Annotated in this window: 17 protein-coding genes and 2 pseudogenes; 5 read left to right on the top strand and 14 right to left on the bottom strand. The window is 55.5% G+C overall.

The genetic code is table 11. The features are described 5' to 3' along the window. The first annotated feature begins 2 nt into the window (after positions 1-2). On the top strand, positions 3-1,541 hold the full coding sequence (locus tag ACYZT3_RS15265) for a cryptochrome/photolyase family protein (protein ID WP_462030213.1): 1,539 nt from the start codon (positions 3-5) through the stop codon (positions 1,539-1,541). Between the two features lie 345 nt (positions 1,542-1,886). On the opposite strand, the gene ACYZT3_RS15260 is transcribed toward ACYZT3_RS15265, so the two are convergent. Next, complete coding sequence (locus tag ACYZT3_RS15260) at positions 1,887-2,060, bottom strand: hypothetical protein (RefSeq protein WP_462030212.1); 174 nt, start codon at positions 2,058-2,060, stop codon at positions 1,887-1,889. Between the two features lie 88 nt (positions 2,061-2,148). On the opposite strand from ACYZT3_RS15260, the gene ACYZT3_RS15255 reads away from it, so the two are divergent. Beyond that, positions 2,149-2,388, top strand: coding sequence for a tyrosine-type recombinase/integrase (locus tag ACYZT3_RS15255; RefSeq protein WP_282378426.1), 240 nt, complete (start codon positions 2,149-2,151; stop codon positions 2,386-2,388). Positions 2,389-2,585: 197 nt separating this feature from the next. Here ACYZT3_RS15255 and ACYZT3_RS15250 read toward each other — a convergent pair whose 3' ends face one another. The 8 genes from ACYZT3_RS15250 to ACYZT3_RS15215 form a co-directional block, all read right to left on the bottom strand. Further along, positions 2,586-3,134, bottom strand: a complete 549-nt coding sequence (locus ACYZT3_RS15250; RefSeq protein WP_282378428.1) for an antibiotic biosynthesis monooxygenase — start codon at positions 3,132-3,134, stop codon at positions 2,586-2,588. Beyond that, a complete protein-coding gene (locus tag ACYZT3_RS15245) occupies positions 3,131-4,060 on the bottom strand; it encodes a catalase family peroxidase (protein ID WP_462030211.1) in 930 nt (309 codons plus the stop codon). The genes ACYZT3_RS15250 and ACYZT3_RS15245 overlap by 4 nt, the downstream gene beginning before the upstream one ends. A 114-nt stretch (positions 4,061-4,174) precedes the next feature. Beyond that, a complete protein-coding gene (locus ACYZT3_RS15240) occupies positions 4,175-5,284 on the bottom strand; it encodes an alkene reductase (RefSeq protein ID WP_282378433.1) in 1,110 nt (369 codons plus the stop codon). A 59-nt stretch (positions 5,285-5,343) separates the two neighbouring features. Then, entirely contained in the window at positions 5,344-6,801 is a 1,458-nt protein-coding gene (locus ACYZT3_RS15235; RefSeq protein WP_462030210.1) for an aldehyde dehydrogenase family protein, read from the bottom strand. 19 nt (positions 6,802-6,820) lie between these two features. After that, on the bottom strand, positions 6,821-8,458 hold the full coding sequence (locus ACYZT3_RS15230) for a GMC family oxidoreductase (RefSeq protein ID WP_282378435.1): 1,638 nt from the start codon (positions 8,456-8,458) through the stop codon (positions 6,821-6,823). Positions 8,459-8,576: 118 nt separating this feature from the next. After that, positions 8,577-9,506, bottom strand: a complete 930-nt coding sequence (locus ACYZT3_RS15225) for a LysR family transcriptional regulator (RefSeq protein WP_282378437.1) — start codon at positions 9,504-9,506, stop codon at positions 8,577-8,579. Positions 9,507-9,566: 60 nt separating this feature from the next. Continuing rightward, positions 9,567-11,114: a GMC family oxidoreductase gene (locus ACYZT3_RS15220; RefSeq protein ID WP_282378440.1), complete on the bottom strand. Its 1,548-nt coding sequence runs from the start codon at positions 11,112-11,114 to the stop codon at positions 9,567-9,569. Positions 11,115-11,187: 73 nt separating this feature from the next. Then, positions 11,188-11,946 carry an alpha/beta fold hydrolase gene (locus tag ACYZT3_RS15215; protein WP_462030209.1) on the bottom strand — a complete coding sequence of 253 codons (759 nt, stop codon included), beginning with the start codon at positions 11,944-11,946 and terminating at the stop codon, positions 11,188-11,190. A gap of 151 nt (positions 11,947-12,097) precedes the next feature. On the opposite strand from ACYZT3_RS15215, the gene ACYZT3_RS15210 reads away from it, so the two are divergent. The 3 genes from ACYZT3_RS15210 (at position 12,098) to ACYZT3_RS15200 (ending at position 13,758) form a co-directional block, all read left to right on the top strand. Beyond that, positions 12,098-13,045, top strand: a complete 948-nt coding sequence (locus ACYZT3_RS15210; RefSeq protein WP_282378442.1) for a LysR substrate-binding domain-containing protein — start codon at positions 12,098-12,100, stop codon at positions 13,043-13,045. Positions 13,046-13,129: 84 nt separating this feature from the next. Beyond that, a complete protein-coding gene (locus ACYZT3_RS15205; RefSeq protein WP_462030208.1) occupies positions 13,130-13,417 on the top strand; it encodes an SDR family NAD(P)-dependent oxidoreductase in 288 nt (95 codons plus the stop codon). Next, positions 13,342-13,758, top strand: a complete 417-nt coding sequence (locus ACYZT3_RS15200) for an SDR family NAD(P)-dependent oxidoreductase (RefSeq protein ID WP_462030207.1) — start codon at positions 13,342-13,344, stop codon at positions 13,756-13,758. Before ACYZT3_RS15205 ends, ACYZT3_RS15200 begins: the two co-directional genes overlap by 76 nt. Before the next feature lie 78 nt (positions 13,759-13,836). Here ACYZT3_RS15200 and ACYZT3_RS15195 read toward each other — a convergent pair whose 3' ends face one another. The 5 genes and pseudogenes from ACYZT3_RS15195 to copD all read right to left on the bottom strand — a co-directional run bounded on the left by ACYZT3_RS15195 (position 13,837) and on the right by copD (position 18,235). Further along, complete coding sequence (locus tag ACYZT3_RS15195) at positions 13,837-14,616, bottom strand: SDR family NAD(P)-dependent oxidoreductase (protein ID WP_462030206.1); 780 nt, start codon at positions 14,614-14,616, stop codon at positions 13,837-13,839. 94 nt (positions 14,617-14,710) lie between these two features. Further along, positions 14,711-15,211 (bottom strand): annotated as a pseudogene (locus tag ACYZT3_RS15190) (EamA family transporter). A 159-nt stretch (positions 15,212-15,370) separates the two neighbouring features. Then, a pseudogene (locus ACYZT3_RS15185) lies at positions 15,371-16,310 on the bottom strand (GlxA family transcriptional regulator). 131 nt (positions 16,311-16,441) lie between these two features. Further along, positions 16,442-16,834, bottom strand: a complete 393-nt coding sequence (locus tag ACYZT3_RS15180) for a proline racemase family protein (protein WP_282378498.1) — start codon at positions 16,832-16,834, stop codon at positions 16,442-16,444. Between the two features lie 429 nt (positions 16,835-17,263). Further along, positions 17,264-18,235 (bottom strand): copper homeostasis membrane protein CopD, encoded by a 972-nt coding sequence (copD, locus tag ACYZT3_RS15175; RefSeq protein ID WP_462030205.1) that lies wholly within the window; start codon positions 18,233-18,235, stop codon positions 17,264-17,266.

The raw sequence follows: 18,235 nt of genomic DNA, 5'->3' as shown, positions 1-18,235 counted from the left end.
GAATGAATAAGATTCACCGGCTATGCCTCGTCCTGGGCGACCAGTTATCGTTTGACCTCGCCTCATTGCAGGACCTGGATGCTGAGCGCGATAAGGTGTTGCTGGTCGAGGTGATGGAGGAAGCCAGCCATGTGCCCCATCATCCGCAAAAGATCGCGCTGATCTTCAGTGCCATGCGTCATTTCGCCAAGGCGTTGCAGCAGCGCGGCGTCCGCGTGCAGTACGTAACTCTTGATGATCCGCACAATACAGGTTCGGTGCCGGGCGAGTTGCAGCGCTGGGACGCGTTGCTGCGACCGGATGAGCTGCACCTGACCGAGTGCGGTGACTGGCGTCTAGAGCAGTCGATCAACGATTGCGGCTTAGCGTTGCAGTGGCATGCCGATACTCGATTTCTGTGCAGCCGCGCCGAATTTTCCGCCTGGGCCGAGGGCAAAAAACAGCTGCGCATGGAGTTTTTCTACCGTGAAATGCGCCGCAGGAGTGGACTGTTGCTCAACGGCGACGGCAGTCCGGTCGGAGGCGCCTGGAACTTTGATGCGGACAACCGCAAGGCGTTGCCAAAAGGCGTGAAAGCCCCCTACCCGGCGCGTTTTTCTGCGGACTCGATTACTCAGGAAGTGATTGCGCTAGTGCGGGAACGTTTCGCCAGCCACTACGGCTCCCTGGATACGTTCGACTATCCGGTGACCCACGCCGATGCCCAGGAGCTGTGGGAATATTTTCTGAATTTTGGCCTGGCTGGGTTCGGCGATTACCAGGATGCAATGGCCAGCGACGAACCCTTCCTGTTTCATGCCCGCATCAGCGCGGCGCTCAATATCGGTCTGCTCGATGTCCGTCAGCTGTGCAGCGATGTGGAATCTGCCTATTGGTCGGGCAGTATCGCGCTGAACGCCGCTGAGGGCTTTATCCGTCAACTGATCGGCTGGCGCGAATACGTCCGTGGTGTCTACTGGCTCAAAATGCCCGACTACGCCGACGGCAATGCGTTCGGGAACAGCAGGCCTCTGCCGGAGTTTTACTGGACCGGCAAAACGCAAATGAACTGTATGCGCCAGGCAATCGGTCAAAGCCTGGAACATGCCTACGCTCATCACATCCAACGGCTGATGGTCACCGGAAACTTTGCCTTGCTCGCCGGCATCGCCCCGAGCCAGATTTGTGAGTGGTATCTGGCGATTTACATGGATGCCTTCGACTGGGTCGAGCTGCCCAATACGCTGGGTATGGTCATGCACGCCGATGGTGGTTACCTGGGTTCCAAGCCCTACTGCGCCAGCGGCCAATACATCAAGCGCATGTCGGATTACTGCCGTGGCTGTGCGTACAAGGTGACTGAAAGCACCACCGACAACGCCTGCCCTTTCAATGCGCTCTATTGGCATTTCCTGATGCGCCACAGCGATCTCCTGCGCAGGAATCAACGCATGGGCATGATTTACAAAAACCTCGACCGCATGCCCGAATCCAAGCAGCGAGCACTCTGGCAACGTGGCCAGATCCTGCTCGCCAAACTGGATGCCGCGGAGTCGCTATAAGTGAACCGCGATCGAGGAGGACCGACAGCCTAACGGGCCAAGCCTCGCTCGGCTGGTCAGGACAGCGGATGCTGATGTGTGAAAGCCAAAGCCTAGCGTTGAGCAGCTCTATCCCGACAGGCCAAGAGGCTGCATGGTTCGCTTGCTCATAGATGAAATGCCTCACTTCGATTTTTTCCATAGGCGAGATTACCTACTTCAGATTCACCCTAACTACAATATAACTCCAAAATCTGGCTCGACATTTTCGTTGAGTCCTGCTGAGTTGATACACATCAATGCCTGCCAGGAAATTATAAGCGCCGAGCATGGCGCTCGGCTCACCGGCATCATCTAAAAAGTATTTCAAAGCGCGCGGGCAGCAGACGTTACTCCAAGCGCAGGCATGTCCATTTGCAAACCTGAATTTTGAGGGGTAATTTTGTCGCTTATCCATATCATCACGCGCTTACGCTTTCGCCTAGCGTGCATAGCCTTCTTGCCCACTTCACTGTTGGAAAACTCCTCAAACTTACTCATGGGCATCCTCTAGATTAAATTCAGTGCACGAGGGTGAAATGCTCATCGCTGGGGCAATCTTGCCGACGGCGGCATCAACTCCAACAGCTTGATCCCGATACTTCGCCGTATCTTCAAGCAGGCCGCTGTCCCGGCAGACCTGTACAGCAGCCACTCCATGCGTCGAGGGTTTGCAACCTGGGCCTCATCCAATGGCTGGGACATCAAATCTTTGATGAGTTACGTGGGCTGGAAAGACGTAAAGTCTGCCTTGCGTTACGTGGACGCTGGAGCATCGTTCGCGGGACTCGCCGTTCGAGCCCCGACATCCCAGGTAGAGAGCTTGTAGCCGGGGTTACGACAACCCTGCTGCTTCGGCACCTGCCGCCAGGAAGGTGTTCACGCTGCCTTCGTGCAGTGCCACCTCGCCGAGTCACCCCCAGCGGCTAATGCGCCGGAACAGCCACTCACATAGACGCCCCCTTTATAGGATGGGCTTCGGGAGCGTTATTCCAGCCCCAAGCATTAGCGGGGCGACCGCTGGTCTCAACGCAACAACCAGCGTGACAAAAGGCGTGTCGTCAAGGGCATCAACCAATAGACCATATTGAAGGACACTAATCCTGCAACCGCAACCTTGAATAACCAAATCGGTAGGTGTAGATCAGAAAGTTCAAGTAACACCGCCAAAAAGCCCGGCATAAAAACTGACAATGGCAAGACTACCGACCAAGACAGTAGCCATTGCTTCCAGCGTGCAACCGTGGCCCGTCCTTGCATCGGCTCAAACCAGAATTTCGAATCATCGTCGGCGCGATGGTAATCCTGCCGCAGCCAGGGCAACGACTCACGCAGCAATGCCTGGCGCACTTCAGATCCCAGCCACGCCAAGACGTGGCCCTTGCTGGTAAAACGCAGGATTATTGCGTATCGCAGCTGCGATCCTACGGGTTTTACGACATCAGTAGCTAAATAACCAGGGAACTGCTGATGGGCATCGATGGCTTTGTTCATCCATTGCTCATACAAGGCCTGATGCTGCGGATTGACCTCATGCACAATCACACTGACGCCAATGTCGGCGTCAATGCTCATTGTTGTTGCCTCCTGAGCATCGCCCGCTGGTAGATACCTTGACGTGCGAGAATCATTGGATCGTGACTTGGCTTAATGCCGTCGAGCAAGCGTCCGGGGCTGAAGGCAAGCCGCTGCTGGGCGAGTTGTTGTTCCTCTGCCGAAACAAGAGCGTCGAGGGTCAACATCCCCAGTTCGACTTCCTGATGGTTGCGCGACCAAGGAATCGAACCGTCTTCGATGGCATCTCCTGGGGCTGCCAGTTGCACCATCAATCGCAACTTCACCGCTCCCTTGGTCAATCGTGCGCCGATTTCGTCCTGCAAGTAATCGGCAGGCATCGAGGCGGCTTGCTCGTCGCTCAACACAGGTTCTGGCAGCAACGGTTCAATGCGATAGCGACCGACATGGTCTTCACTCTGACGGTTGCTGAACACTAGGGCGTTGACGCCAAAGTATTCAGCACTAACGTAGCTGCTCGGTGCTGGCTTGGGCGTCTCAAGAAAATGCTGTGCCCTTGGATGGGTGACCAGAAATGCTTGCAGTGGCAAAGGATCGGGCGGTGTGGCGACGTTGGCAGCAATGCCTCGCAAAAAGCTTAGGAAGTCTTCGGGGGTGGCCACCGGAAAGCCATTGAACGAGTGCGCCACTATATCCGTGGACTCACCGTCCGGTAGCGTAAAACGAACGGCCAGACCATGGGGACTGGCCATCGGGTCACCGTCCTCGGTGGCAGGCAGGCCACTGAAGTTGGAGAACCTCAGCAATACGGGTACTGGCTGTCCCTGGAAATGAGCTGCTCGAGTAAGCGCCGGAGCCGCTTCAGAGGCGGTAAAGGTGCCACGTAACAACACGCCCTTGGCATGCGTTACGCGAAACCCAGGATGATGCCCGAAGGTCGCATAGAGAGCGTCAAGCAACGCGTCGTAGAGTTTGTCCTGGGGCATGGAGGTGTTTCTCACGGGAGAAGAATTATCTTCGTTGGCGGCGAAGGCAGAGGACGCTGTCAGCGTCCCTGCCAACAGCGCGCCTGCCATTAGTCGGGGCAGTCGCATCGGGGATCAGCTCTGAGCCGCAAAGGATGGATAGTCCGTGTAACCCCGGGCGTCGCCACCGTAAAAGGTGCTGCCATCAGGCTCCGCTAACTCGGCGTTGAGCGCGAACCGCTGCGGCAGGTCGGGATTGGCGATGAAGGGTTTGCCGAACGCCACGGCATCGGCAAGTCCTTGCGCGACGATGTGTTGCGCGTCGGCCTGCTGATAGCCGCCGCATACGAAGATCGCACCGCTGAACGCCGAGCGCAGTTGCGCGCGAAACCCTGAGGGATAATCCACACCGGGCCACTCGGACAAATGCAGGTAAGCGATGCGCCGCTGACTGAGAGACTCGGCGAGGTACAAAGTAATGTCCTGAGCTTCGACGCTGAAGTCCATATCGTTGACGCTGGGTGGGCACCATGGCGAAAGGCGGATGCCGACCCGATCCGCGCCAATCGCAGCCGAGACCGCGTCCACCACTTCCACGACAAAACGTGCACGGTTCTCCAGCGAGCCACCGTAGCGGTCAGTGCGCTCGTTGGTGGTAACGGAGAGAAATTGCTCCAGCAAAAAACCGTTGGCGCCTTGCAGTTCAACCAGATCAAAGCCTGCAGCGCGGGCCCACAGTGCGGCCTGCACAAACTCCTGCACGACCGCCGCGATCCCCTCTTCGCTTAACGCCTCTGGTATGTCGCAATCGACCATACTCGGCATACCTTCATCGTCGAAGGCGAAAATCTTGGCCTGTGCACGAATTGCTGAAGGCGCCAGAGGCGACTGCCCCTGGGGCAAGACCGAGTGATGGGAAATGCGGCCGACATGCCACAGCTGGGCGGCGATCAGACCTCCGTTGGCATGAACCTCGTCAGTCACCTGCCTCCAGCCAGCTTGCTGGGCCTCGGTATAGATCCCGGGTGTGTAAGCGTAGCCTTTGGCGCTGGGAGAAATCGGCATGCCTTCGCTGATCAGCAGCCCTGAACCTGCGCGCTGTCCATAGTATCGGGCGTTGAGTGCTGTGGGGATATCACCGGGCTGGGCAGAGCGCGAACGAGTCATCGGAGCCATCAGCACGCGGTTGGCCAGGGTGAATGGGCCGACATTTAAAGGATCTAGTAAGGTTTTTGTACGATTCATGAACATGATTCTCTGTACAGTCGCCTACGCACCAACGCGCGCAGGCGAACTGATTGGATTTAAGCTTGGCGCAGGCCAGGATTGAGGGCGATATGTTTGTATTCGACAAAGTCATCCATGGCAGCTACGCCGTTGAGGCGTCCCTGGCCCGACTGTTTAAAACCACCTTCCTCAAACTCGTCGTAGACCACCGCCCAGTCGTTGACCCATACAGTGCCAACCTCCAGTTCACGGGCCACCCGCAGAGAACGGTCGACATCGCGAGTCCACACGCCAGCCGCCAGGCCGAACTCACTGTTGTTAGCCAGCTCGATCGCCTCGGCTTCGCTATCGAACACCTGTAGGGTCAGTACCGGGCCGAACGTCTCGCGCTGGACAATCGACATATTAGGGTCAGTGACGCGCAGCAAGGTCGGGCGATAGAAAGCGCCCTTGGCCAATGGCCCCTCGGTGATTGGTCCGCCGCGAACGATGATTTGAGCGCCGTCGGTGATCGCTTCCTCCACCACTTGGTTGACCCGCTGCACGTTAGGTTTATCTATCAACGGCCCCATTTCGCTGGCGGGATCCGCAGCCGGCCCCACGCGCACGGCTTCCAACCGCGCGGCCAAGCGCTCCGTCAGCGCCGTGGCAATATCCCGTTGCACCAGCAGCCGCGACCCCGTCATGCAGAACTGACCAGCGAATACCGTCAGGGCTTTCACCAGGGTGGGCACTGCGGCATCGAGGTCGGCGTCGTTAAACACCAGCATTGGCGTTTTCCCACCCAGTTCCAAGCCAAAGCGCTTGAGGTGCTGTGCACCCGCAGCGGAAATCGCCCGACCGGTGCTTGTGCTACCGGTGAAACTGATCACCGGAACCTTGGGCGACTCCACCAGATGTATGGAACCGGTCGCACCCAGCTCACTGAACAGATTGATGACGCCACGAGGCAGCGACACCGCCTCACTCATGATCCGTGCTACCAGGCAGTTGGTCTGGGCCGTTTGCCCGGGCATTTTGATCACTGTGGTGCAACCGGCAGCCAGGGCAGGTGCCAGGGAGCGAATCATCAGTACCACTGGCGAGTTCCACGGTACGATGATGCCCGCTACGCCCACTGCTTGACGGATCACCAAGGAAATTTTGCCAGGCTTTGGCTCGGCCGCACGGCCGTATTCGGCGCGAGCAAGAGCAGCGTAGTAGCGCAGTTTGGAGGGCACCATAGTGACCTCAAACTCGGCTTCGGGTCTGATCTTTCCGTTTTCCAGCGCCAGGGTGTCGATCAACTCATCTGCGTTGCGCTCGAAAGCATCCGCCAACTCCAGCAATACCTTGGCGCGCAAGTTACGATCGTCTTTCCAAGGCGTTTCAGCGAACGACCGTTGTGCCGCCTTAATTGCCTGTTGCGCTTCGTTTAAGCCGCCTTCGGCGTATTGACCAATCAGCTCATAGGTCGCTGGGTCGATGGAGTCTTTGTAAACACCGGAGTCCAGCCATTGGCCGTCGATCCAGTTTAAAGCTGGAGTGCTGTTCATAGAGGTAGATTCCTGAGAATTAAACGTAGAGACGGGCAATGTGCTCGGCGGTGGCAATCACAGTGATGTTGGTGGCTACCGAAGGCACATCTGGGAAGATCGAAGCGTCCACTACCCGCAGGCCCTGCACGCCGAGAACCCGCGCTTGCAGATCGACCACCGCTCGCGCATCGCCCGGCCGCCCCATGGGAGCAGTCGAGGTCGGGTGGTGATAGGTATCGAGACTGGCTTTGACGCTGGCCAGCAAGGCCTCGTCGGTGTCGTTGCCTTGGCCAGGGTTGAGCTCGGAATGAATCAACTTATTGAGCGGCGCCGTTGTGCCGATTTTGCGGGACAGGCGGATGCCATCCAGCAGACGCTGGCGATCCTTTTCCTCAGCCAGAAAATTCAGATCGATGTTCGGTGCTACGAACGGATCGCGACTAGCGAGCGTAACTTCGCCTCGGGACAGTGGTCGAGTCAGGGCTACCGCGAGAACGAAGCCAACCTTGGTCGGGCTCTGATCGTGGGGAAACAAGTGGGTGGCCGTAATATGAATATCCAGATCACCGTTCTCGGCTGTGGTGCTGTGAGTCCAGAGTTTTGCACCAATGGCCGGCGACTGGCTGCCAATCACATCAGGCTTGGCGGCATAGGCGTTGTAGTAGAACGGGTGATCCACCAGGTTTTGCCCAACCGGCAGCTCGGCGACCAGTGGAATCTGCAAGGCACGGAGATCCTCCCTCGGGCCAATGCCGGAACGCAGCAGGATCGCAGCGCTACCGTAGGTGCCAGCCGAAAGGATGACTTCACCAGACAGGAGCTTTTCACCGCTGGCCAGTTGCACACCGATTACACGCTTACCGTCGAACAGAACTTTATCTACCAAGCTGTCGGGGCGGATATGCAGGTTGTCGCGGGCTCGCACCTCATCGGTGAGGTAGGCCATGCCGGTGTTGACTCGCACACCGTTGACGATATTCATCGGGTACGGCCCTACTCCGTTGGCGTCAGCACCGTCAAAATCGGTAACCACTTTGTAGCCATTAGCGATCGTGGCGTCGATGAAGGCGCGCTGCATGGGGGTCACATCGGCATTACTGAGTTGATGCACGGGGAGCGGCCCTTCATGGCCGTGTAGCTGGCTGGCACCACTGCTGTGAGTTTCCAGCTTTTTAAAGGAAGGCAGCAGTTCTTCATAACTCCAGCCCGGCAGATCCCAGCGCTTAAAGTCGGTAGGGCGCGCACGGATGGCCACCGCGCCGTTGATTGCCGAGCTCCCCCCCAGCACCTTACCGCGCAAGGCGCCGATGGGGTGGTCGATGTAGCCCGGTCGGGTCTTGTAACCCCATTCAAACTCAGGGTTGCCATTAGCACCGACGATGTCGCTGCTAGCAATGATTTCGGGGTAGTTACGTGGGCCATAGCTATGCCCCGCCTCAAGCACCAACACCTGACGCTTACTGTTCTCGCTCAATCGGCGGGCCAAAACCGCACCAGCCGAACCACCGCCGATGATAATCACATCGACCGGGGTGCCATGGCCTGCACTCTTACCGGTTTTGCCGCTCGATTCCAGAGCCTGCGCCAAACCACTGCCCGCCGCTAAAGTAGCGGCAACCACAACGCCACTTGCCAGTACAGCACGGCGAGCGGGATTGTTAAGGGTACTCTTCATCCGTCTTCTTCCCTGTCAGACGCTAGGTGATGCGCCTGTTGGGAAAAAGCATAACTCAGGGTTCAGATACTCATAAGCTGACAAAAAACGAATCCATGGTTCGTTTTTTTCGAACGCATCAACACTGTTCATTCGAGTGAGCCACCAGCATTTGATCCCACACTGGGGGGCTGCCGATCTGTTCGCTGAGGAAACTAATCAGAGCATGAAGCTTAGGCGAGGCTCTCTGGGATCGCCGGTATACCGCCGAGATGTTGCCGCCACGAGGGGCATAGGGCGCCAATACCTCTTTAAGTTCACCGGCCACAATGGCCTGTGCGGCCAGGAACGTGGGCAAAATAGCTAAGCCCATACCGGCCTTGGCAGCTTCCATGAGTTGATGGCCGTTGTTAGTGCGCATACGACAGCGCACAGGAAACGACTCCAATGCGTTGTTCACCGGTAGCACCCATCTGGCATGTGGTTCGCGATTCACGTAGAGCATGGCGAAATGCTGGGCCAGCTCTTGTGGGATCTGCGGTGTACCGTGAGCGGCCAAGTAGGCTGGGCTGGCACAGATGATATGACGGTTGGGAGTAATGGTTTTAGCCACCAATGAGGAGTCAGGTAACTCACCGATGCGGATGGCCGCGTCAAACGTCTCTTCGTGTAAGTTGACGTGGCGGTCATCAAACTCGACATCCAGACGCAGTTCAGGGTAACGCACAGCGAAGGACGAAAGAATCGGCGCCAGGTAGCGAATGCTGAAGGCCATCGGAGCTGTGAGCCGCAAGCTCCCACGCAAACTCGACTGAGACGCCAGGACGGCGTCTTCAGCATCTTCGACATCGGCCAGAATACGTACGCAATAACGGTAAAATACTTCGCCTGACTCGGTCAGACGGGCCTGACGACCACGCTCCAGCAAGATGCTACCCAGGCGCTTTTCCAGTTTCTGGATCCGCTGGCAGACCATTGACTTGACTGTACCCAAATGCCGAGCGGCTTCGGAAATACTACCAGTGTCCGCCACCATGACGAAAGAATGCATCTCAGACAGTTTGTTCAAGTTTTAATCCAGAGAAAGTTGGGTGCATGTTTTCTACATTGGCATGCACCCTTAAAGTTTTTATGTTAACTGACAGGATTTTTTGATTTCATCGGACAATTTCTCCGCCATCATGATAACGGTCGGATTCAAGTTAATCAGAGGGATCTCGGGGAAAATAGAAGCATCAATAACGCGTAGTCCTTCTACGCCATACACGCGACCTTCCTCATCAACCACCGCGCCAGGATCATCCGGCAACCCCATTGGGGCAGTCGAACAAGGGTGCTGCAAAGTGCCCACGCCTTTTGCCAACGCAGCGCGGATTTGCTCATCACTGTCGTCGGTGGATGAGCCTGGATAGAGCTCTTCCACGATCATGCTCTTGAGTGGTTCTGTCTTGGCCAACTTTCTAGCCAGTCGAAAGCATTCGATCATCCGGTTCATATCATCTTCACTGGTCAGGTGATTCAACTCAATGAAAGGCGCTTCTTTTGGATTGCGACTTTTCAAACGCAGGCTACCGTGGGACGTGCAATGCATCAGTTCCAACCCAAGTGAGAACGCGACGCCTGTTGAGCTCGTTTGCGGATCAAGCAAGTGCGATGGAGAAATACCAATGTCAAGTTCATTAACCGAACTTGCATAGGATGAATTGGTCCACAATTGGGAACCTACCACCGGATGATCTTGCCCCTTCAGCTCTTCTTTCCCACTGAAATTCATCCAGAAAAAAGCATGATCGAGCAGCCGAATACCGACCGGCGCATCTTTTACCATGGGAATGCCCAATGCTTCAAGATCCGTCCTAGGGCCGATTCCCGAGCGTAGTAGAATTGCAGCAGACCCATACGCGCCAGCGCTAAGAATAACTTCTTTTCCGTGAACTTTTTCACCTCCCGCCAATAGCACGGATTGAACCTTGCCGTCTTCAATCAACACTTTGTCTACGATACTTTTATCCAGGACCGATAAGTTTTGGCGACCGCGTACTGCGCGATTGAGATAGGCCATCCCGGTGTTTACGCGTACGCCGTTGATCACGTTCATTGGATTAGGGCCAGCGCCATTATTGGCCTCTGGGTTATTAAAATCGTCAACTTTTTTCGCCCCACAAGCCCATGACGCTTCGACCATTGCACGCTGTACAGGGGTGATGTACTCCCATGACATTTGGTGAATTGGAAGCGGGCCGGTACGGCCGTGCCATTTTTCCTCGCCGTGCGGAGCACTCTCCATTTTTTTGTAATAGGGAAGTACCTCTTCAAAGCTCCAGCCTTTCAGGCCTTTGGCAGTGAAGCGCGCAAAGTCAAAGGGCAAAGCACGACAGGCAACAGCGCCATTGATTGCGGAACTTCCGCCAAGTACTTTTCCACGCGGCGTATATACCGCTTGCGGTTGATCTACCGGAGTTGCAAAGTAACCCCACTCGAAACGTTTATCAGCCTTGGCGGCGATGATATTGCTACTGTAAATCTCTTCTGGATATTCATCGGGTTCAAAGGCTCGACCCGCCTCAACCAACAGAACACTTAGATGTTTGTCTTCCGACAAACGCGCCGCCAATACGGCACCGGCAGAACCGCCACCCAGAATGACAAAGTCGAATACCTTGCTATACACAGTCATCGTTATATCCATATTTATGTGGCGACTTTTATTTGTATCGCTGGTCGCAAAATCCAACGGTGCAGGTTCATGTTCAGCGCGTGGTGTTGAGCGCTTCCGTAATGACCTTGGCCACATCGGCAGGTCGAGACTGATGCGGCACATGGCTGGTAGGCAGCGCCGTCGTTGTTGCGTTTATTTTCCTGGCGAGTGCGCGCTGTAGTTCAGGTGGAATCATGCGATCGCGCTCACTGACGATGTACCACGATGGCTTCTGCTTCCATGCAGCCACGCTGATGCGCTCGTCGAACGCTCTGGAATTGATGGCGCCTTGCGTGGCGGCCATCACCCGCCCCTGCGCAGCAGGCACGTCCGGGGCAAAATCCTGCTCCATACCGTGTTGCGTCAGCGACAAATACCCTGCCTTGTCGGCCACAAATTCGCGCATGCCCGGCGACTGCGGATAGTCTTTGCCAACCTCGGCCGTGGTCTGCCCGACGTCAGGGGCGAAGGCGGCAACGTAGACCAGCGCCGCTACCTTGTCACTTGCACCGGCTTCGGTGATCACACTGCCGCCCCACGAATGCCCGACCAGCACGACTTTGCCCGGTGCCGTTTCAATAGCGCGACGGGTTATGGCCACATCATCGGCCAGCGAATTCAAACCATTCTGCACGGCCCGTACTTTCACACCTTTGGCCTGCAGCAAAGTGATCACCTTCGCCCAGTCAGACCCGTCGGCAAACGCACCATGCACCAGTACCACGGAAGGATCGTTTGCAGCGTTTGCGTAGTACACCGAACCCAGTGTGGCCAACCCCAAAGACATGGCGAGAATCGTCCTGCGTAACATCTGTATCTCCTTTAGTGAACCAACCGACCGGCGGCAATCTAGCCTCGGTACTGCCGTGTGAACCAGTCCCGAATAGTGGGTTTCTCTTTCCCATACAGTGGACGATCGTTCTTGTATAGTTGGCTTCTTTTGGCCGAATGAATGTCGTCCCGTGTTAGATCTCAATGACCTTCAGTACTTTGTTATGGTGGTGGACCACGGTGGCTTCGCGCCGACTGCTCGCGCGTTAGGCATTCCAAAATCCAATCTCAGCCGACGGATTGCACTGCTCGAAGAAAGATTGGGCGTGCGCTTAATCATCCGTAACACCCGGAGTTTCAAGGTGACGGAGTTAGGGCTGACGTATTACACCCATTGCCGTTCAATGCTGAAGGAGGCTGAAGCCGCTGAAGCGGCTGTTGCCATGACCCGTTCAGAACCTGGCGGGTTGCTGCGCGTCACCTGCCCGACGGTATTACTGGAAGAGTGCGTAGGCGGCATGATCACGCGATTCATGGCCATGTACCCGCGTGTCGAGGTGCATTTGGAGGCAAGCGACCGTCAAGTAGACGTGGTCGCCGAGGGCGTTGATCTTGCGCTGAGAGTACGCCCGCCTCCCCTTCAGGACTCGGACTTGGTTACCCGAGTTATGTCGCAGCGGCCACAATGTCTGGTCGCGAGTCCAGCGCTATTGCGCCGCCTAGGCGACCCCCGAGGGCCAGAAGACCTGTCACGCTTCCCCAGCGTCCATCACGGCAGCCCGCAACGTGGTTACAGTTGGACGTTGTTTCATCAAGATGGCGCGGAATTCACTATTCAGCACCGTCCTCAACTTGTAACCAAGGGACTGCCAATGCTGCGGTGCGCGGCGTTAGATAGCGTTGGCGTCGCACAGATGCCCATGTCCCTTGTGCACGACTACATTGATCGAGGGGAATTGGTCGTGGTTTTACCCGACTGGACTCCGAGGACTGAAATGATTTGCGCCGTGTTTGCAACAAGGCAAGGGATGTTGCCGTCAATGCGAATGCTGATAGATTTCATGGTAGCGCAATTCAAGTCGCTGGATGACCCGGCGCGAGGATACTTTGTTTCAGAGGGGGCTAGCCCATTAAGGTAACTTTATTAGAAGACCCGGTGTCCGTGCCGAAGATCTATCTAGCTTCCGTGTTGATCGCTCAACGCCAGGCACTGGTACGCCGACTTGCAAAATCGCCCTCAAGTCTATTTCGTCGAGGCTGATCTCGCCTCGATGGAGTCATCCAATTTGATTGCACAGTTCGCCCAGGAGCAGCTTGGCGGAATTGATGTATTGGTTAACAACGCCGGGTTCATGTTCGAGAAGTCCATTGATGATATGACCGAACAGGACTGGGATCGCATAATGGCTGTCAATCTGCGGGCGCCAGCGTTCTTGTGCAAGGCGTTAGTGCCCCAGATGCGTCAGCGAGGCGGGGCAGCATCATCAACATTGGCTCGATCGAAGGGATAGGCGCCAACCCGGAGCATGCCGCGCACTGTGCCTCCAAGGCCGGCATCCATGGGCTGACCCGGGCCTTGGCAATCGATCTCGGCCGGGACGGTATCCGCTGCAATGCCATTGCTCCAGGATGGATCAATTCCGAGTTGAGTGATGCATACCTCTCCGCTCAAGCTGATCCGCGTGCGGCGCGCCAGGCACTCCTGCGCCTTCACCCGGTCGGACGTACCGGATTGCCGGCGGATGTTGGCGGGACAGTCGTTTTCCTGCCCTGCGAATCATCGGCCTTCATCACCGGGCAGGTGCTGGTGGTGGATGGGGGTCGCACGGCGAAACTGCCACTGCCGTTTTGATCGAATCAGCCCGACTTGCAACGGAGGGAGTCACTTACCCACCTCCGTTGCAAAATTTTGCGGCGGGCAACGCATTGATTACTTGGGCGCTTTGTTCTCTATCAAGCAATTGCCACCATCGACCACCAATAACTCACCGGTAATGTAGCTGGACTCAGGTGAGGCCAGAAACGTAACGGCAGCAGCCACTTCTTCCGGGTGGCCAGCCCTGCCAACCGGGACGTACTTCGCTGCATTCACTTCCTCTGGGGTGCTTGACCCTGTCGCGATCCAGCCCGGCGCGACCGAGTTCACAGTAATTCCATAACGCGCGACCTCAAGGGCCAGGCTCATGTTCATACCCACCATTCCGGCTTTTGCCGCGGCATAAGCCGCCTCACCCGGATTACCGGCTCGAGTGCCAGTCGTGGAGCTGACATTGACGATACGGCCGTAGCGTCTATAACGCATCCCCGGCAAAATTCCACGGGTCAATAGAAAGGCGGTTGTCAGATTCCGAGCAATAGAAAGATTCCAGCTATCGACACTCATGTCCGCCAGATCGGCAAAAGGCTCGGGATGACCCTGCGCGGCCATGCCGGCATTGTTCACAAGAATATCGATTCGTCCCCATACCGATTCGGCCCAAGTGGTAAGTTCAAGGACTTGAGCCTCTTCACTCAAGTCCGCCGCACGGCCTTGCACTTCAAATCCTGCGGCACGTAACTCCTCCACCCGATCATGGATGCGAGCGCTGCTGCCTGTGACTATCAACTTAACGCCCTGGCTGCCCAGACGCTTCGCAATCGCAATGCCAATTCCGCGTTCACTGCCGGCGCCACTCACAAGCGCTACCTGACCACTCCAGTCCGCAACCATCGTCTTTTGCTCCTGTCGTCCGGGATTAGTCCCTAAACCCATGGCAGTCTAGGGGAGAGAAATCAGCTGAGCCAATCTGAGTGGTACTACATGTTCACGTCTTCGCTTTGATCGCATACAGCCCACCGATAATCACCAACACTGCGCCGACAACCACCCAGGTGTCGGGGCGCTCGGCAAAAACGATCACACCAATCAAAGTGGCGAACACCAGAAGCGCATAGTTGAAGGGCTGCAGGGTGGATGCGGTCGCGTATTTCAGAGCTTGGATGAGGAGAATCTGAGCGACTACTCCCCAATGACAGGATCCCCATCAAGAGGCCCCGGACTGGAGTCGGAGAAACCCATGCTGGCAACCCCGCAAATGTGATCGTCAGGGCACCGACACCCGGGTTTCACCCACGGCTAACATCGCTCGAATGATTTGCAGCCAAGGGTGCTTACTCCGAAACGATTCCTTGACCCGACCCTGGTAGGCGGCATATCCGAGGGCAAAAACGACGAACATCCAATAACGCACCATGACCAGTTGGGCAACCGGGAAATCTTTGACAAGCACCTGGGTTATACCGTCCTGGCTGGCAAAAATCAGCATTGAAAGCAGGCAGAGGAAAACCCCGAGTTGGGACCTTACGACACCAGGATTTGCGGCAACGGTGGGCGTAGTTAAGTGCGGAGTGTTTTTTGTTCGGTCGCTCTTCAATCGCACCTCGGTCATGCCCTCCTCCATAAAATGTCAGCAACATCCGGTTCTCTATTTCACCAGCCGCGTTTCTCTCGAAGGCCGGTAACCAAAATACGAGCTGTAGCATTTGCTGAAATGGCTCGGTGAAACAAAGCCGCATACGACCAGCACGTCAACCTGAGACAACTCTGTGTGCTGAAGCAATCGCCGTGCTTCGGTAATGCGTATTTCCAGATAATACCTTTGCGGCGTGGTACCCAGTTGTTCTTTGAACAAGCGCTCTATCTGTCGACGGGAACGTCCGGCATAGACCGCCAGTTGATCCATTTGCAGCGGCTCTTCAAGATTGGCATCCATAAGCTTGACCACCTCTTTAACGGGGGCGCTCAACGAGATGTTCTGCGTCGGTTTGATACGCCGATACCGCGACTCTTCGAAGATAGAATGTCTTCGAAGCCTTCGACGAGCGCCTTGCCGTGCAGCCCCTTGATCCACTCCAAGGCCCTGTGAAAAGCACCTAGAAGCCGTGAGCCTGTCTCGATCCATGACAAATGCTTCACTGGTGACATGCGTGACTTTTGAAATTTCTGCGAGTGCGGGTCGGTGCTCGGTATGAATCGCACAACGATACCCTTCAAGCAAACCTGACACGCCCAAAAACCACGCTCCATTTCACACCCCGGCCAGTGTGATACCAAGTCCCGATGCTGTTTGGAGGATGCTGATCAGCTCGTGATTGACTTTGAGTTCGGTGCGGTGGTGCTGCGACCTCCAAACGCGCATCCGGTCGAATCACCAGGCCGAGATCACTCGTTACCTCACCATCCTGCAATCCAAAGGTGCGTGACGAGAACAACGTAGGACGCAAAAGGTTGGCAGTGACCATCGTATCGAGCTCCTGCGTAAATGCAGGCAGCGAGAAGTGCTCGAGCAGTAAAAATCCTGCGCGAGCATGAGCCGCCGGCTCACTCCGAGTCTCTTCCAGATAGCGCAGGTTTTTACCTTTCATACACCCGCTGAAATCCCGTCGTTCGATCACGTTACGCCTCGCTTCTTTACACTGACGAACTAAGCCATTGTGCAAACCACGGTTGAATCTGCGCATCCGAAGAATCAACCGCTGACGCCGTGACCAACTCTTTATGCGAGCTGGAACCCGTGGGTTAGAGGGTCTTTGTCATCAACGAAAATGGTGTTGTGACCTATCACGTCAGCCCAGCCGCTGACACGTGGCTTCATGCCGTCGAAGGTTCCGACTTTTACCGGCGTCTCAACCTTTCTTTCGTAGATCGTACCGATCAGACTTTCAAGTCGGTAAATGTCGCCGACGTTCAGCCGCCCCTTTCCAAAGAGCTGAGCCATCCGGGCAGAGACACGCTGCCGCCAACGAAAGACCAGGTTGGCATTGACGTCATGTTCGCGAGCGATCAACGACACGGAGGCGCCAGACTGGAACGTGGCTTCGACAACTTTGCGTTTGAACTGGCGGAAAGTTGGGGCGGCGACCGGGTCGACGGACTGGGGGGATGATATCCAAGATAGTGTCCGCTAAAAAATGATGGACACTATTTTTGCTGATTTTGGAGGGTCTCAGGGTGGGTACTGGCCGGACGGTTACGGCCAAGCCGTGATCAGTTACATCATTTAAAGGAAATCGCGCTGAATGGAATAAATCCATAAATGTTTCATGCTCACTTCGACTTTCAGATAGAAAATGGTATCGCGAAACTCTGGAGTGAAAAGTCTCATCTGGCATGGATTTTGTTCGTCTAGCGCTCAGGTGATTTATTTTATTTGATGGGCGCTGAGAAGCAAGCGCCTACACGGAGATTCGCTACTTTGCAACATGGATTTTGGATGCGGCGACCAGTGTCAAGTCGCCAAAGACTGGAAATTGATGAGATGAGTGTGGTTTTTTGTGTCTGAAGTATCAGTGATTCAGGTAGTGGCAAGCTATGCGATTTATTGACTCTGCATTGTGCTCATATCCATTTTCATTTCAATATCCATTTGCATTTCTGGACTCAGCGTTCCTAACCAAGCGACAAGGCACACTATCACTATTGCAACGGAGAACTCCAGCGTCATACTACGTCGTAAAGCGTTGACGGCGACAACGTGGTCCCCTTCCTTGATTGAGCGCGCTAATAGCGGGCTCAAATGGAAGCGATTTAGCGTCGCCAATATGATCATCCCTGCGAAGAGTAAAACCTTCAGAAATAGAAGCATGCCATAGTTAGTGAGCATCACCTCGTCCAGGGTTGGACCTACAATGAAAAGGTAATTTGCTATTCCAGTAATGCTTAAAATCACAACGATCAGCGCACCAGCTGATTCAAATCCAGTCAGGACACGGGAGAGAGTCCGTACTTCCTGTCCGCCGTTTAGTCCCTTCGCACGCAGTAGTAAAGCGAATGCGGCCAGTGCTCCCATCCAACCGCCGGCAGCCAAAAGGTGAAGGATATCACTAGTGAAGTGTATATAACGACGATTGCCTTCGTCCATAGCGCCATGCCCTGTCCACGCCAGGGTAGCGAGAGCTATAGCACCGAAGACGGTAACCGCCCATAGACTGAGTGTTGGAAAGCGCTTGTTAAGTGTGACGGCAATACCTGCCAGTATAAGTACTGCTATTCGGACCATCCAAGTGAGCCCGACGTCGGTGCCAGTAAGAACCATTTCGAAGATGTGGTGGTGAAGTTCCATAAATTCTGAAACGCCGCTCATTGCTTTCGCAAGTAACAACATAGCGGCAAGAGACAGAAGTACACCAACAAATGCGGCACCGAAAAGGAGCGACTCAAAGTTCAAGACAGCGCCGGATACCCGTTCCTTGCCCCTGAGGCTATACAAGCCAAAAATGGCTAATCCAAACAGCAGCATCAGGTCTAAGTATAGAGCGAAGCGAAGGGCGATGTTGATTGAGTCGCTCAT

The sequence above is a fragment of the Pseudomonas sp. MDT1-16 genome (assembly GCF_054898115.1).
The sequence above is the reverse complement of the archived record's forward strand: the minus strand, read 5'-3'. Positions and strand labels throughout refer to the sequence as shown.